The organism is Candidatus Hydrogenedentota bacterium (assembly GCA_019637335.1).
Taxonomy (GTDB): domain Bacteria; phylum Hydrogenedentota; class Hydrogenedentia; order Hydrogenedentales; family JAEUWI01; genus JAEUWI01.
This window is the reverse complement of sequence record JAHBVV010000010.1, coordinates 95365-111869: the sequence shown is the minus strand read 5'-3', so window position 1 is coordinate 111869 and position 16505 is coordinate 95365. Positions and strand designations below refer to the sequence as shown.

Annotated in this window: 9 protein-coding genes; 3 read left to right on the top strand and 6 right to left on the bottom strand. The window is 64.8% G+C overall.

The features are described from left to right. Positions 1-27 precede the first annotated feature (27 nt). The 3 genes from KF886_12960 to KF886_12950 all read right to left on the bottom strand — a co-directional run bounded on the left by KF886_12960 (position 28) and on the right by KF886_12950 (position 5861). Entirely contained in the window at positions 28-798 is a 771-nt protein-coding gene (locus KF886_12960; protein ID MBX3178265.1) for a hypothetical protein, read from the bottom strand. Positions 799-906: 108 nt separating this feature from the next. Then, positions 907-3705, bottom strand: a complete 2799-nt coding sequence (locus KF886_12955) for a hypothetical protein (protein MBX3178264.1) — start codon at positions 3703-3705, stop codon at positions 907-909. 125 nt (positions 3706-3830) lie between these two features. Then, the gene (locus KF886_12950; protein ID MBX3178263.1) at positions 3831-5861 is read right to left on the bottom strand and encodes a DUF4838 domain-containing protein; all 2031 of its coding nucleotides are present in this window, start codon (positions 5859-5861) and stop codon (positions 3831-3833) included. Positions 5862-6062: 201 nt separating this feature from the next. On the opposite strand from KF886_12950, the gene KF886_12945 reads away from it, so the two are divergent. After that, on the top strand, positions 6063-6797 hold the full coding sequence (locus KF886_12945; protein ID MBX3178262.1) for an HAD family hydrolase: 735 nt from the start codon (positions 6063-6065) through the stop codon (positions 6795-6797). A gap of 259 nt (positions 6798-7056) precedes the next feature. Continuing rightward, positions 7057-9402: a hypothetical protein gene (locus KF886_12940; protein ID MBX3178261.1), complete on the top strand. Its 2346-nt coding sequence runs from the start codon at positions 7057-7059 to the stop codon at positions 9400-9402. A 71-nt stretch (positions 9403-9473) separates the two neighbouring features. On the opposite strand, the gene KF886_12935 is transcribed toward KF886_12940, so the two are convergent. Next, a complete protein-coding gene (locus KF886_12935; GenBank protein ID MBX3178260.1) occupies positions 9474-10319 on the bottom strand; it encodes a hypothetical protein in 846 nt (281 codons plus the stop codon). A 780-nt stretch (positions 10320-11099) separates the two neighbouring features. On the opposite strand from KF886_12935, the gene KF886_12930 reads away from it, so the two are divergent. After that, complete coding sequence (locus KF886_12930) at positions 11100-12233, top strand: exo-alpha-sialidase (protein ID MBX3178259.1); 1134 nt, start codon at positions 11100-11102, stop codon at positions 12231-12233. Between the two features lie 172 nt (positions 12234-12405). On the opposite strand, the gene KF886_12925 is transcribed toward KF886_12930, so the two are convergent. Both KF886_12925 and KF886_12920 read right to left on the bottom strand, forming a co-directional pair. After that, positions 12406-13863, bottom strand: a complete 1458-nt coding sequence (locus KF886_12925; protein MBX3178258.1) for a DUF1501 domain-containing protein — start codon at positions 13861-13863, stop codon at positions 12406-12408. 17 nt (positions 13864-13880) lie between these two features. Continuing rightward, positions 13881-16283 (bottom strand): PSD1 domain-containing protein, encoded by a 2403-nt coding sequence (locus KF886_12920; GenBank protein ID MBX3178257.1) that lies wholly within the window; start codon positions 16281-16283, stop codon positions 13881-13883. Positions 16284-16505 lie beyond the last annotated feature (222 nt).

The window sequence follows — 16505 nt, the reverse complement described above, 5'->3', positions numbered from 1 at the left end:
ACGGAGCCCGCAGCGCAATCTCGCCATTCAGGAGTTCCAGCTTCCCGAAGGGGTCTCGAGACGCTCCAGCAGCGGACCGCCAGCGACTCGGAACTCCACGGGAAGGCGCAGGACTTCGTGAAGCGCGCGTGCCAGTGGTTGGGCCGCTTCCACCGCCTCCGCGCGGTTCAGATCGGTTGCGTGCTCTTGGAAGTATCGAGTCATGCACGGAATCAGCGGGCGCCATCGTTGCCGAAGTATCGGGATGCGGGGATTCATGGCGTTTCCGACGAGGTACAACTCGATCATGATTTCGTCGCGGAACTTCTCCTCGCGGGGCGCCGACTGGTCTTCCGACACTTTACGCCACGAGCGGGTGGCGTCCAGATCCTGCCGGAATAATACGATGATGCGCGCGGGCTCGGTCAGGCAGTAGACCTGCGGCGCGCCATTGCGCCACCGATACCACAACTCGAGCGCGCCATCCGCCCGTCGGGATATCTCGCTCTCCAGGAGGTAATCACGCAGGCGTAGGTCGCGGACCACGGTGCCCGAGATCAGGACCGCAAACGTGGCTACGAGCGCGTGAAACCACCAGCCAGGCCCGCGGCCCTGCAGGGCGAGCGAAATGGCAATCGCCAGGTAGAACACCAGCAGACCGGCCGCGATGAGAATCAGGATGCCGTATCGCAGCCGCGACTCCGCCGGGGGCGGCTCACCGATGGCCTCGAACCGCACCGAATCCACGTCACGCACCGCGCGAAATGGATACGGCTCAAATGGCGATGCGGGCAGCGGAATTTCGTCGTGCTCGGCCATCGCAACACCCTCCGGCTTTCCCAGGCAACCCATCCGTGCGCAGTATAGGCCGGGCGTCCGGTGCGGTCAACGCGACCTGGCGCCCGAGGAGGCGTGGGCCGTGCCGCGCTACTCCGCCGGCGGGGCGATCACGCCGTGGTAGCGGCCGAGCCAGTACGCGAGCATGTAGTGCACGCCGGCGCCGTCGAGCCGCCCGTCGCCGCCGTCAAACGCGCGGTAGGGGTCCTGGTTCCACCGCTCGAAGAGGCGCTCGTCCGCCGGCAGCAGTTGCAGCAGGATATCGTGGCCGCGGACGCTCGGGCGCGGGTCAAACGTGACGTCGGCGCGGTGGCTGTTGTCGTGGGCCCAATTGCGGCGATCGAGGGGCATCTCGCGGAGCGTCTGGATCGCGCCTTCCACCTCGGCATCCTCCGGGTCGACGCTTGCGTAGACCATGGCCATGAGGCTGTTGCGCTCGTCGCGCTCAATCAGGGCGTGGCGGCGGAGGGAACGGTGGACGGCGTCGCGGATGAAGGGATCGTGTTCTATCTGGAGGTAGGGGTAGAAGCAGATGGCGGAAAGCTGGTCGTCGGAGTGGTTCATCTCGTCGGGCCAGAGCTTCTTCTGAAGCAGGAGGTTACTGAGGTAGCCGTGGTTCTGGATGAGATCCACGTAGTGCGCCTCGTACTTCTCGTCGCCGGTGATGTGGTGGGCCGTTTTCAGGAACGACAGCATCATCAGCGAGTAGATCCCGCTTTCGAGGTAGTGGATGTGCTTGTCGTTCAGGGAAACCGGGTCGAACCAGCCCCACATGGTTACTTCCCCGTCCCAGTCTGGAATCTGATAGCCGTTGTCGAGCATATAGTCCGTGACCTGCCGGATCTGTTTGACGAGGCGCTCCTTTTCCGCCGGGTCATGCTTCGCGATGTGCTCGTAGTACGTGTAAAACGCGAAATAATGCCCGTCGATCTGATCGCTGGAGACATCATCGCGCCACCAGTGGTTTCCATCCGGCGATTCGTGCCAGTTGTCCTGCGTGCGCGCCTTTTCCACGTAGGGATCATCGGCGGCCACGACGGTCCGCGCGACAAGGCCTTTGATGCCGGTGACGTTCTGCAGGAGGTACATGGCCTCCATGCTCTCCTTCGCGGCCTGCTTGTAGCGTTCCTCGCCGGTGAGCGCATACGCCAGGCTCATCGACGTGATGTGGTAGGAGTTCCAGAGGCCATCGCTCGGCTGCGGCTCCCACACCGGGTTCTGGCGGTTCCACGGATCATCGTAGCGCGGGGGCGAGGGCATGCCCAGGCGCATCTTCCGCGCGAGTAGTTCCTGGAGCAGGTGTTCGGCTTTGCCGTGGAGCGTGCGGGGCTCTTCGGCGATGGTCGTCATGCCGGTCTTACCCTGCAGGTACGCCACAACGGTCCCGTCTTCGGCGATTTTGAGGCCCGTCACATGGTCGTGCGGCAGGTAGCGCTCGCCGGCGCGGTAATACCATTGGCGGCCTTCTTCGTAGGGGCGGTACTGGATCAGGCCCCGCGTGCTGCCCAGCCAGATTCGGTCGCTGGCGTCGATGGCGATACAGGTGAGTTCCTCCCAGGGCAGTCCTTCGCGGCCGCGAAAACTGGACCAGTTCCCCTCCGCGTCGCGCGAACTCAGCCCGGCGGGCGTGGCGACCCAGAGCGCGCCACGGGAGTCCGCGGCGAGGCCCGCGATGCGGTTGGAGAGCGGCCCGTCCACGCCGTAGCTCGCGTGGCGCGTGTAGGATTCGCCGTCCTGGCTATGAAAGAGGCCATCTTCCGCGCCAACCCACGTCAGGGCGCCCTGCTTAATCGCCGGCGTGGTGATCGGCGGGGTGATGGCCTCTATCTGCGCGGGCGGATGGGGGGCGGGAAAGGCCCGGCTGGTGTCGGGCGCGATATCCTTCCGCACGTGCTCCATGAACGGCGTATCGGCGATGGGCAATTCCACGTCGCTATCCGGCGTGCTCTTGTGCACGTCCGACCAAAGCGGCGGCACGAGGCTCATCAGTTTCGGGACGGGGTTGAGGAAGCTCGCCTTGCGGATGAGTAGCGCGCGGTCCTCTTCGCGGCCAAAGCCCGTGATCTTGAGTTCCTCCGGGGTGACCGTCACCGTCGCGTAGGAATTCTCGGCGGTGTCCACCATGCCCTTAAAGGTCACGTAGTGGACCCCATTGCGCTCGGCATAGGCGCCCTTGTGGTTGTGGCCGTTAATGTACGCCTTGACGCATGGGTACTCGTCAACAAGCGCCAGGATCTCTTCGGCATTCCACAGGTTGTGCGGATCTTCGGGATACACCGGGAAATGCGCCATGAGCACGGCCGACTCGCCGCGCGCCGTGACGTCATCAAGCACGCCGCGCAGCCACGTCAGCTGGTCGGGGCCGATCGCGCCGTTCCAGGTGGGCGACTCGATCTGGTTGTCCGCGTAGTACTTTTCCGCCGCGGCGTATTCCGCGCTGCCCCTGGGGTAGGCGTGGAGGCTGATGTCGTTGCCGTCCAGCGCGATGAAGCGCCAGCCGTGGATTATGAAGTCGTAGTAACGGGCGGGCATGCCCAGGCGCTGGTGCACGCCCGCTTTCTTGTCATCCGCCACGGAGTAATCGTGGTTGCCAAGCACGTGGTAGGCCGGCATCTTCAGGGACTTATAGATCGGGCCGACCACGTCGAAGCTCTCCCAGTCCTTGTCGATGAAGTCGCCCAGGTGGACCGTAAACTCCAGGTCGAGCGTGTTGAGGTGATCCACCGCGGCGCGGAGCTTCGCCGGCGAGTCGCGGTATTGCCGGACACCGGCGGTGTCGGCGTCGCAATACTGGCAGTCGGCGATCGCGCCGAAGGTGAAGGTTTCGGCGGCGTACGCCGGGGCAAGCAGGAGGGACAGGATCAGCGCGGTGGCGCGACGAAACGTCATGGCGGGCGTTCCTCGTGGTAATTCGGGGGTTAATACACGAATGAAAAAGGCAGTGTAGCACAGGAAAACCCGGGAATCGCACAGCGGCGCCGGTTTTCCGTTGTGCCTGAAGGCGGTGCGCGAGCTTATTGCATCAATTCCTCGAGTTTCAGATTCTCCCGCTCCCAGTAGGACGTGACCCAGAGGAGATCGGAGAAAAAGAGGTGCTCGTGGGCCTTTCGGAAGGCGACGAGTTCCTCCACCGCGTCGCGCGCGGCGTCGCGGTTGGCTTCGGGTGGCAGTTCCTGTCCGTCGAAGAGCGTGGTGACCTTCGTCGCGAGGCGCGCGTGGTCGAGGCCGGTCTGGATGAACTGCACGCGATCGGCGAAATCGGCACGCGCCCCGCCGGCCGCCGCCTCCTGGCGCGCCTGCGCCAGCAGCGCGTGCGCGGGCGCAAACGCGGCTTCCGGGAAAGCGTGGTGCGCCGCGAGCGGGTAGACCCGGTAGCGGTGGCCGATGTCCCAGAAGAGCTTCAGGAAACGCATCTGGTTGTCGAAGGCATAGTCTTCCCAGTACTCGAAATAGCGTTGCATCGTCTTCGCCGCCGGCCCGAAGGCCGCATAGTACTCCGCGCGGATGGCGTCCAGGTCCCGTTCGGGATCCTGCATGAGCCGCAGGTGCATGTAGAGTCGGGGGCCGTGCACCGCCCACTGGCCCGTAAGGGAATCGAAGCTGGCCCCCTCCATGCCGTTCTTCCAGGCGAATTGAAAAAACTCGCCGGACTGGCGCGTTTCGAAGTGCGGCATGACATACCCGTCGTGGAGGTAGTTCGGGCGGTAGCCCATCCGCATGCCGGTCTTCCGCCACCCCAGCCACTGATCCTGGATCCACGCGTAGGGCTCCTCGTGCATCGGGAACCAGCGGAGGTGCGGATCCTGCCACTGGACGAACTCGCCGTAGATCTGGCGGCCGAGGTGGATATCAAATTGGGGCGCGGGAAACTCGTTTTCGTAGATGAATGACATCGACACCAGCGCGTTCGGGTTGCGCGCTTTCGCCTTTTCGAGGATGGCCTGCCAGAAGCGCGCATAGCGATCCGACGTGACGCCCGAGAACACCTCCTGCGCGCGCCGGTCGGTCTTGTACACGCGCTCGGCGAACCACGGCGGGGTTTCCGGCTGGGGCGCGTCCCACGCCTGGCACTGTTCGCAGGCGCAGCGACCGGGCCGGTCCACCGGGCCCAGCAACAACACGCTCTCGCCGTCCCACTGGCTCACGATGAAGTCATGCAGGCTCGGATTGCTCACGCACATGTCCACGTGGACGGCATCCGGATCGAGGCTGCCGCGCACGCCGTCCTTCCGCATGGCGAACCACTCGGGGTGCTCCTTGCCATACTTCTGCCACCACCCGCTGAACGCGTGGCCCGTCGGCGGTTTGGCGTCGAGCCCGCCCTGGCGGTGGCGGCGCAGCAGCACCTGGAGCGCTTCGCCATAGGCCCGCGCGCCTTCGGGAGAGAAACCGAATCGCTCGTCCAGGGGATCGAGCTTTCCGGAGCCGATCGAAACGTTCCGGATCATGTACCAGTAGAAGCGGCGGAACTGCAGGGAGGGCGTTCCCACGACGTTGATGGCCGGGATTTCCACGGTGTCCGCGGGGGGGATATAGGTTCCCAGTTCGCCCGGCCACAGCCACCGCACGCCCAGGGCGCGTTCCACAAACTCATACACGGCGAAGAGCGGGCCCACATTGGGGTTGTCCTCCGCGAAAGGGTCGCCACCGTCTTCGCGGCCGGCGAGAAAGAGATCGTTGCCGACGGACCGGACGATATACGTCTCGCGCGCGAGTTGGACGGGATCGAGGCCCAGGTGGCGTCCGGCGGCGGTGTCGCCGATGTAAATGCGCGTGTGCAGCCCATCTGGCGCGCCGCTTTCCGCATGCACCGGCAGGGCGACGCCGGTCGCCTTCTTGACGTGCCAGACCAGTTCTTCGGCGGCGTACTGCGCGGTGGGCGTGGGGGTGTCCGCCGTGATGATGGCGGCGGTTGCCTGCCCGTCACGCACGAGGGTGACCTGCGCGGACGCGGCTAGCGGCAGGAAGCCCGCGCTGATGAGGAGCAGCGCCACGATGGCGAGGCGGTAGTATGGAACGGGCAAGAGAATTGAGGTATTGGTCACGGGGAGTCTCCGGGCGGTGACGCGAGGTTTTATTGAATTGCTTCTGATAATACGCGGCCCGTATCCGGGGTTCAAACAGGCGATCCAGCCCGGTTTTCAGCCGTAACCCATCCTGTGCGACAATACCGCGAAAATGGCCTGGCCGCATCGTGGAGCTATATGGTGAGCGAATCTGCCGAGAATACGAATTACCTGATCGACATGGACGGGGTGCTGGTGCGCGGACACGCGCCGATACCGGGCGCGGCGGCGTTCATTGCGCGGCTGCGCGAACGCGGCTGCAAGTTCATGGTGCTGACGAATAACCCGCTCTACACCACCCGCGACCTTTCCTACCGGCTGCGCGCGACGGGGCTGGAGATCGAGCCGGAGCGCATCTACACCTCCGCGATGGCGACCGCGCAATTTCTGCAGAACCAGAAACCGGAAGGCACCGCCTATGTGGTGGGCGAGAGCGGCCTGACCCACGCCATCCACGAAGTGGGCTACGTCATCACGGAGCGAAGCCCGGACTATGTGGTGCTGGGGGAGACGCACGCCTACAGCATCGACCAGATCACCGTGGCGATCCGGCTGGTGGCGGGCGGCGCGCACTTTATCGCGACGAATCCGGACAAGTCCGGCCCCTCGGAGCATGGCATTGTGCCGGCCTGCGGGGCGATGGCGGCGCTGGTCGAGCAGGCCTCCGGGCGCAAGCCCCTTTTCATCGGCAAACCGAATCCGCTGATGATGCGCCTGGCGATGAACCACCTGGGCGTGCACTCGGAAAACACCGTGATGATCGGCGACAACATGGAAACCGATATCATCGCGGGGGTGCAGTCGGGCCTCGGGACGATTCTCGTGCTCAGCGGCATCACGGATCGGGAGCACCTGAAGCAGTATCCCTTCCAGCCCACGCAGATTGTGGATTCGGTCGCCGAAATCGGGCTGTAAGCCGGGGGTAAACCGGGCAATCGCATTTAGACTTCGTGTACGAGCCAATCGCCATACGAACCACTGGAAACTCAGAAAAGAGCCCGTGTTGGAGCGCTGGCATTTCGCCTGCGGCGAATCCCTGATCTTGCCAGAGATGCCGGCGCTCCAGCTAGCTCACTTTCGTTGATTCAAGGTTCCAAATCGACTCAAGATTGCGCCCATTTGCCATGATCGGGATTAAATGTGATCGCCCTGGGGGGACAACCGGGAGAGCCCAATGAAACAATGTTCGCGCCTTATCGTGTTCGTCTTGGCGCTCGCGGGGGCCATTCCCGCGTTCGCGATCGGAGATTACGGCTTTCTCTGGTGGCCCCACGGCTGGCGGGGCGCGTCCGCCGATGGAACGCGGATGCTTTGCGTGCAAACAAGCCGCTACGGCCTCGCGATCGATGTCAATTCGCTGGCCATACCGCACTTTGGTCCGATTCCGGATCCCGCGCCCTACGCCGAGGCCGTGGCCGGCAGCAACGACGTGGTGTTCTCGCTTCCACCGGCGGCCTTGTCGCTCTTGGTCGAGGCGGATGGCGCGCGGTACCGGTTTATCCGGGCCGCGGAGGACACCAGCGACCACGCCGCCTACCCGGTCCGCCTCATCGAGAGCGGACAGGTCGCACAGCGCTTCGACATTCAACAACTCGTGTTCGAGCGCGAGGACGGCGGCGCGCTGCCCGCGACGGCGCGCCTGGAGGTCATCGCGTGGCCCGATGAACTGCGCGTCTTCCTGGAAATCACGCCGGAGGCCGACCTGGCCGATTCCCGCATCGGGATCGGCTTCACTCAGGGGGCGCATCGCGTCGAGGAAACGGCGCCGCGGGCGCACTGGAAGGCGGGAGAGCCCATCCGCGTCAGTCTGGCCCTGGGCGCCGATGGCGCCGCACTTGCCGCGCCACAGCCCGAGCCGCGAATCACAGTAGCCGACCGGCGGACGGGCGAGGCCGTGCCGGTCACGTTTGATGCCTTGCGCGGCTGGCGCTATGTCGATCTACCCGAGGCCGGCTGGAGCCTGTCGGAGGAGCCGGATCGCCTCGATCGCTTCACGGTCCGCATCGAAAACCCCGGCGACCAGCCGCTGCGCGCGCCGCTGAACTTCGCCTTCGATGGCGCCTTCACCGGCGTCGTGGGCATGATCCCCATGCTGCGCGACGCGGCGGACCATCCGACCGGCATCCCCGTGCAGGTCTCGAAGAACTGGCACTCGCTCCCCGACCGGCGGTTGCTGTATGAGGGACCTTGGTTTCATGGCCTCACGATGATTGAGGTCGCCCCGGGCGAAACGTGGAAAGGGGAAATGGCCATCGCCTATGCGCGGTGGGGCGGCGCGCCCGCCGTGTCGCACGCGCAGCTTTCGCTCGTGGGCTGGGGGACCAACCAGCGCTGGGACCAGGTCGCCATCGGCAGTTGGGGCGAGACAATCTGTTACGACCCAGACGTCAATCTGAACCGATCCATCATCGACGATGTGCGCCCCCTGATGGTGACGGGCATGCGGGGCGGGCCGTGGCAGTGGACCGTGAATGTGGGCGGGGGCGACTTCCTGGTGTATTTTGACGCCGCGGGGAAGAAGCAGTACCTCAGCCGGATGCGCGCGGCCTACCTGGAGCCGGGCCCGAACCTGACGCGCACGGTCTACGCGGGCCAGACGCCGGGCGGCGAAATCGAGGCGCGCTTCGAAGTCTCCTCGCCGCGCTGCGACGATGTAGGCCGCGCCTGGCACACCTTCCGCTACGACGTGAAGAAGCCGGTGGCCTGGTCGCGGCTCGCCTTCTATCAGCTGGGCGCGGACCACTACAACGACCACCAGTTCACCATGATCGCGCGCGGGAACGCGTCGGAGCTCGCCGAGGAATGGGAAACGCCCCGGGGCGGCGAAGAGTACCACCGCGCCGCCATCCCCTGCGAAGGCGCCGCGCCTTGGTTCTCGCTTCACGGCGGCGAGCGCAACGCCAACCACCCGCAGGGCGCGTGGGCGAACCGCGGACTCATCATTCGCGCCTGGAAGGCCCGCCTGGGGGGCCAGGACGTCCCGCAACCCTTCGCGGCCGTCTATGGCACGGAGAACGGTCTGCCGAGCGCGAATGTCGAACTCGTGCCGCCGCCCGGCAGCACGGAATTGCTCCCGGGGGACTTCGTTGAGGCCGAGGTTGAGCTGGTGGTGATTCCGGCGGAGCCCGGGAGCTATTACGGGCCGAACGAAGCCTTCAAGGAGCACCTGGAGGCGAATATCGACACCTGGAAGCCCGTGCACCGGCTCGCGGCCATGAACAACCTGCGCATCGATGCCGCGAAGGGCGCCGTGGCGCGGAACTATCCCGCGGAAATCGCGACGGATAGCAACGGCGAGGCGGAAATCACGATCCACGGCGGCGCGGGTTATGTCCCGGTCACGTTCACCGGTCTGCCCGAGCGCGCGGGGTACGTGATCGAAGGCGCTGGCGAGGACGCGGACCTGTTTGTGCAGGTGGCGTACGAAGGCGCGAGCAAGACCTGGTCGCGGACCTACAATGTGAACATGGACGGCGTGGAGAAGCGTGGGTTGACGCTGCGGCGCGTTGGGGGCGAGTGAATGGACAGGATTGACAGGATGAGGTTCGGCTGTGGCCGCCCGGGGATCGACATCCTGCTTAACGTCCCGTGTTAGTGCGTCAGCGTCAGGTGGGGCAGGCGGAATCTCGCGACCCGCAGCAGGTGCACCGGGTCGCTTTCCAGGCTGTAGTAACGGATCTTCCTGCCTTGAATGGTCAGCTTGAGGTACGGGACGGCGAGGAGCCGATCCCATTGGAGGGCCGCCGCTTCAACATCCTCGAAGCGGCAGGGCGCGTCCTGTTCGAGCGGTCCGGAGCATCCCGGCCCCAGCAGGCGCACGCCGTGGCGCATACGCCGACTTACGAGCGACACCAGCGAGAGTGGCCCACCCACCCAGATTGCGGCGGCGCCGATCATCGGCAGGTCGTCGCGGCCGATGGGGTGCAAGAGAAACAGCATGAAGCAGAAGGCAAGAATCGCCATGCCGGCCAATAGATAGTACAGCGGCGCCGCGCCCGCAAAACCCGGAATAGCGCCGCCAACTCGGCTCTTGCGCGCGGTATCCGGATGGGGCGGATTCAAGCGCGACATCAAGGAATCCGACGTCGCGATTTCCCGCAGGAGGGTGAACCACTTTTGGGGGGGATCGTTGCCCGTCATATGCTCGCCCGCGTCGCCAAGTAGCCGAAAACGGCAAAAGAAGCCTCCTGCCGCGGGAGAGACCAAAAGCACCAGCGCAAGAAGGAGATAGTCCAGCAGGACGGAATGGGCGGTGTAATTCGCCAAACGGGAACCGAGGTAATACACGTACGCTACCGTCACGGGGATCGATACGACCAGGCCGATCGCCATCCAAAGCCCACTCACCACCGGTTCAAGCCGGAGTCCGGGACGCCACGGTGTCCCGGAGTCAAAGGTGCGGTGAATCTCCCGGAAGGTATCGGGTTTGCAGGCCATGGGTGTCTCCCGCATTGTATTGATGTATTCGTGCCTCAGAATCAGGATATATGTACTTGGGACTCCAATGCAATGAAGATTTATCGTGCGGTTGCGCTTAGAGTCTGAATCCCGGCCTCCACTTCCGAGATCCCATTACACCTTTGTATGCCCCGCCGAATCCAGCATCGTGCGCCAACGTGGGCCGAAAGTCCGCCGCAGGCGGAATAAGTGTCCGCGCTTGTCACAGCGCGCGCCCGCGATCCTACGAGGGCGTTTCACCCATTAACCCAAATCCGCGCGAGTTATCCAGGAGGTTGGGCATTCTCCCCGACGGATTGCGAGCGCCAGACCTGGGGCGCCCCACGGGTTTCTCCAAATAACGTTACGCCCGCGTGCCGGCCAATGTCGCGGTCGTGGCGTCGGGCGCCCCTGCTGAGTCGGGCAGGATGCCCAATCCGCCTGCGGCGGACTTGTAGCCTCTTTTGCGCCGCTCGTGTGGGGTAGCGTTGGTGGGATTGGGGATGCGTTGCTCCAGGCACACGAAGGCGCCTGGGGCGCCATCGCGTGGCACAGGTGGGGTGGGATGGCGGCGGGGGGCGGCGTAGTCGTGTCGGGGCGGTTGTTGGGTCAGGCAAGGATGCCCAACCTCCCGGGGAGCCGCTTCTTTCGCCGGGTGGACTGACAGGCGCGCGTGGAGCACTTGGCGGGGCGTGATGCGCATGCTACTTCCCGTTGCATCGATATGCTACGATGCCGTGGCCGGTTGGCTGTGCTTGGATTCAAACGAGGTCTGTTCCGATGCGATATGCGATTCTGTGTGTTTCGATTTCTCTCGCGATGGGCGCGGGCGCGGGCGCCCCGGCGGATATTACGCACCACATCGCCGCCATAGAGCAGGACAAGTTCCACGGCTGGCCGGCGAACAACGGGGCGTGGCATTGGGGGGAGGAGATCCTGGTGGGACTGACGCGGGGGGACTACGTTTCGCGTGAGGGGCACAACCTGACGGGGATCCAGCACAGCGTGTTCGCGCGGAGCCTGGATGGCGGCGCGTCGTGGTCGGTGTTCGATCCGGAGAATTTTCTGGATGATGAGAATGAGAAATGGCTGCCAGCGGGAAAGAAACGCCTGGAGACGCCGCTGGTCTTTTCGGACCCGGGCTTTGCGATGCGGGTGTTCGCGACGGGCTACCATGGGAACGAGGATCCCGAGGCGGGCTTCTACTACTCATACGATCGCGGCGCGACGTGGGAGGGGCCTTGGTTTCTCGGGGATATCCACCGCCATCCGGAGCTGAAGGGCATGGAATTGAATCCCCGCACGGACTACATCGTCCTGGGGCCACGCGAGTGCCTGCTGTTCATCACGGCGAACGCGTGGGGGGACCTACGGGGATGCCGGATCGCGTGTATCCGAACCACGGACGGCGGCCTGAACTTCGAGTTTGTGTCGTGGATGACGCCGGAGACCGAAGAGTACCGCGCCGTGATGCCGAGCACGGTGCGCCTCGCCGGGGATCGGCTGTTGTCCACGTTCCGGAAGATCTACGTGGACAAGTCGATCCTGGAGAGCACGATTGACGCGTACTTGTCGGAGGACGGGGGGAAAACGTGGCAATACCGTAGCACGGTGAAAAAGATCGCGGAGAACTCGAATCCACCCGCGACGGTGCGCCTGGCGGACGGGCGGCTTTGCTGCATCTACGGCGATCGGGACGCGGAGGTGATGGCGGGGAAATACAGCGGCGACGATGGCAAGACGTGGGGCGAAGAGTTCGAGATCCGGTCGGGCTACCAGAGCACGGATGGGTGGGCGGACATGGGCTATCCACGCCTGGTGCAGCGTCCGGACGGGAAGCTGGTGGCCATGTACTACTGGGCGGATGCGGAAAACCCGCAGCAGTATATCGCCGCGTCAATCTGGACGCCGTAGGGTTCGCGGAAATATCGGGGTGAATTATTCCGGGTACAGCCGTTCATGACACGTTGCGCCACCCACCAGGAAAGGAATCCCCCGCACCGGCCCTTCGTTGCCCGAGGATCGCGCCGAAATTCGTGTGGGCACGCATCCCGCCGGCCTGGTCAGCCGGGAAGGCTACCCTGCCTCACACCAGCATATTGTCCTGCACGATCCCGTGCACGTCGGTCAGGCGAAAGTCGCGGCCCTGGAAGCGGTAGGTGAGCTTCTCGTGGTCGATGCCCAGCAAATGCAGGATGGTCGCGTGGAGGTCGTGCACGTGCACGCGATCGGCCACGGGGGAGAAGCCGAGTTCGTCGGTTTCGCCGAGGGTGTAGCCCGCCTTCACGCCGCCGCCGGCGAGCCACATCGTGCTGCATTCGATGTGGTGATTCCGGCCGACCGTGTCGCGCACTTCGCCCATGGGCGTGCGCCCGAACTCCCCGCCCCAGATCACCAGGGTATCCTCCAGCAGCCCGCGCTGTTTCAGGTCCATCACCAGCGCGGCGGAGGCCTGGTCCACATCCATGCAGACCTCATCCAGATGGGTGCTGAGATTCTCGGTGTTCCCGCCGTGGTGGTCCCAGTTGGTGTGGTACAGCTGGACAAAACGCACGCCGCGCTCAATCAGTCGCCGCGCCAGAATGCAGTTCATCGCATACGAAGGCTCGCCCGGCTTCGCGCCGTACAGGTCCAGCGTGGCCTGGCTTTCTCCGGAGAGATCCATAAGTTCCGGCGCGCTGCTTTGCATGCGGTAGGCCATCTCGTAGGCGCTGATGCGCGCCGCAATCTCGCCATCGCCGGTAACGTCCAGCCGCGCGCGGTTCAGGGCGTTGACGGCATCGATCACCTGCCGCTGTTCCGCCGCGCTGATGTCCGCCGGATTGCTCAGGTTCAGGATAGGATCGCCCGCAGACCGGAACGGGACACCCTGGTGCGCCGCCGGCAGGAAACCGCTGCCCCAGAGCGGCTGGCCGCCACGGGGCCCGCGCGGGCCGGACTGCAGCACGACAAAACCCGGCAGGTTGCTGGATTCGCTGCCGATGCCGTAATTGATCCACGCGCCCATGCTGGGCCGCCCGAATTGCCCCGATCCGGTGTTCATGAACACCTTTGCGGGCGCGTGATTCGGCACATCCGTGGCCACCGTCTTGATGAAGCTGATTTCGTCGACGATTCTGGCGGTGTGCGGCAGGCACTCCGACACCCACGCGCCCGATTGCCCGTGTTGTTTGAAATCGCGGACGGTCCCGAGGAGTTTGGGCGGGCCATCGTTGCCGAAGGAGTCCATAAAGGCGAAGCGCTTGCCTTCGATGTAGGATTGCGGGATGGGCTGGTCGTTGTACTTCTGCAATGCCGGTTTGTAATCGAACAATTCCAGCTGGCTGGGTCCGCCCGCCATGAACATGAAGATCACGCGCTTGGCGCGGGCCGGGTAATGCGCCTTGCCGCCCATCACGCCCATCGCGTGCGCCGGCGCGGCCGCGGCCGGTGCGCCGCCCAGCAGCGAGCCTAACGCGATCGCGCCCAGCCCCACGCCGCACTGCTGGAAAAAGTGCCGCCGGGTGATCTGGTGAAGCAGGCGTTCGGCGGGGTCGTTGTACATCATACGGCTCACATTCCTTACTCGCGGGTAATGAATTCGTCGAGGTTCAACAGCGCGCGGGCGACCAGCAGCCAGTCCCTGTCCGGGGCGCGCGGGCTTTGCTGGCGCGCAGCGGCCAGCAGGTCTTGCAACACAGCCTTCTCGCGGGGTTCGGGCCAGCGGCCAAGACATACGCGGAAGGCGTGCTCCAGGCGTTCGCTGTCGGATGCGGCGCGTGCCGACACAATGCGCGCGGCCAGCGCTTCCGCCTGTTCGTAGAAGGCTTGGTCGTTCAGCAGGGTCAGCGCCTGCAACGGGGTGTTCGACCGCGATCGCCGCGTGCACGACACCGTCGCGTCCGGGGCGTCAAACACCACCAATGACGGATGCGGCGTTGCGCGCCAGAAATAGGTATACATGCCGCGCCGGAACCGGTCGGGGCCGATGCTGGTGGCCCATTCGCGGCTTACCTGGCCCAACTTCATGACGCCGTCGGGCAGTGGCGGGTAAACACCCGGGCCGCCGATCGCGGGATTGAGCATGCCGGAGGCCGCCAGGGTCGCGTCGCGAATGATCTCCGCGTCGAGGCGAATGCGGTTCTGCCGCGCCAAGAGGTAATTCTTCGGGTCGATGGTTTCGAGGTCCAGGCGCGCGTGCGATGCCTGGCGGTAGGCCGAAGAAAGCACGATCTCCCGGATGATCGCCTTCATCGACCATCCCCGCGCGATGAAGCGGTTCGCGAGGTAATCCAACAGCGCCGGGTGCGTCGGCAGGGCGCCCTGGTAGCCGAAATCATTCTCCGTCTCCACCAGCCCGCGCCCGAAGAGCTCCTGCCAGTAACGGTTCACGGTCACGCGCGCGGTCAGGGGATTGCCCCGGCCCACGATCCAGCGCGCCAGATCCAAACGCGTCGGATTCTCCGGCAGATCGGCGTCGTGCAACACACCGGGAACACCGGGTTGAACCTGCTCGCCGAGCCGCGTGAAGTCCCCCTGCACAAACACATGGGATTTGCGGGGTTCGGCGCGACGCCGGAGCACCATGGTGCGCGCCACGCCGGGCATCGTGCTCTCAATCTCGCGAATCCGCTTCTCGAAGGCCTGATACTCCGCGTCCATGCCCAGGAAGCGCTTTTCCATCATGGCGCGGTGCTCGTCGGTCCACTCCGCAATCGGGCGCGCCACCGCTTCCTGCTCCTTCAGATGCCAGGTCTTCACGTCCTCCGGATCCAGCCCCGCAATCCACTGTGGCAACTTTTCCGCGATCGCGTGTTCCCGGTACGCGTCCCGCTCCGGGGTTATCTCCGATATTTTCGCGCGGGCTTCGCGGAGCGTGGCTTCCTCGCCGGGCGTCGGCAGTTCGAGGTCAATTTCGTCATCGTCGTTGAAAAACGCGAACAGTTGGAAGTATTCGTCCTGGTAGATCGGGTCGTACTTGTGGTCGTGGCACTTCGCGCAGCTCAACGTAAGCCCGAGGAAGACCGCGCCCGCCGTGTTCACCCGATCCGTTACGGCCTCGATCCGGAATTCTTCCTTGTCGATGCCTCCCTCCTGGTTGATCATGGTGTTCCGGTTGAAGCCCGTCGCCACCCGCTGATCCCGCGTGGCGTCCGGCAACAGATCCCCCGCCAGCTGCTCCACCACAAACGCGTCATAGGGTTTGTCCGCGTTTATCGCGTTGATCACCCAGTCGCGGTAGGGCCAGATCGAGCGCGGCCCATCGATGCTGTAACCGTGCGAATCCGCGTAGCGCGCCCGGTCCAGCCAGCGCCGGCCCCAGCGCTCGCCGAAGTGGGGCGAAGCGAGCAGGCGATCGGCGGCGGCTTCGTACGCGGCGTCGCTCGGGTTCTCGACAAAGGCGTCCACCTCTTCGATAGAAGGCGGCAGGCCGGTCAAGTCAAGGTGCAGGCGCCTGATCTGCGTCACCGGATCCGCCAGTGGCGACGGGGCGATGCCGTCCCGCTCCAGCCGCGCGAGAACAAACCGATCAATGCTCCCCCGCTCCCAGCCGCTGTCCTGTACCGCCGGGATTTCCGGCCACTCGGGGGGCGAAAAGGCCCAATGTTTCTCGTACTCGGCGCCCGAATCGAGCCACGCGCCAATAACCTCGATCTCCTCCGGGGTCAGCGTGGATTTCTTGACCGGCGGCATGCGATCCGCGGGATCCGGCGCTGTAATGCGCTCGTAAATCAGGCTCCCGTCGCGCCCTTCGGAGAAAAGTTCCGCGAGGCGCCCCGCCGATAGGCCGGACTCGGCCTGGGGGACATCCAGCCGCAGCCCCGCTTTCCGCGCGGCCGCATCCGGGCCGTGGCAGGCGAAACAATGCTGCGAGAGAATGGGTTTGACCCGGTCGTTGTAGAATCCGGCGTGGGCCGAGGACGCGCAAAGCGCGGCGGCTGCGGCCCAGACGGCTGCCCGGGGTACTGCTGATGCAATCGACATGTTAATTCCTGCTTGCCCGAAATAGCTTCGGCCCGGAGGTCATTGTACCCGAGTTACGCCGAACTTTCATCCACGACATGCTCCAATATGGCGCAGATTGGGAACGGCCAGCGCCCCCTTCCGCCCAAAAATCGCCGCGCGGTCTTTTGATCCCGCACCCCCCGCTGTGATAATTTACGATCCCGTCAGGGACACGGGACCCCCCTCCTCCCTTTCCACATT

Bases quoted from the DNA above. Each gene is read 5' to 3' on its own strand.
- KF886_12960 (MBX3178265.1), bottom strand. From the start codon at position 798: ATGGCCGAGCACGACGAAATTCCGCTGCCCGCATCGCCATTTGAGCCG.
- KF886_12955 (MBX3178264.1), bottom strand. From the start codon at position 3,705: ATGACGTTTCGTCGCGCCACCGCGCTGATCCTGTCCCTCCTGCTTGCC.
- KF886_12945 (MBX3178262.1), top strand. From the start codon at position 6,063: ATGGACGGGGTGCTGGTGCGCGGACACGCGCCGATACCGGGCGCGGCG.
- KF886_12940 (MBX3178261.1), top strand. From the start codon at position 7,057: ATGAAACAATGTTCGCGCCTTATCGTGTTCGTCTTGGCGCTCGCGGGG.
- KF886_12935 (MBX3178260.1), bottom strand. From the start codon at position 10,319: ATGGCCTGCAAACCCGATACCTTCCGGGAGATTCACCGCACCTTTGAC.
- KF886_12930 (MBX3178259.1), top strand. From the start codon at position 11,100: ATGCGATATGCGATTCTGTGTGTTTCGATTTCTCTCGCGATGGGCGCG.
- KF886_12925 (MBX3178258.1), bottom strand. From the start codon at position 13,863: ATGTACAACGACCCCGCCGAACGCCTGCTTCACCAGATCACCCGGCGG.
- KF886_12920 (MBX3178257.1), bottom strand. From the start codon at position 16,283: ATGTCGATTGCATCAGCAGTACCCCGGGCAGCCGTCTGGGCCGCAGCC.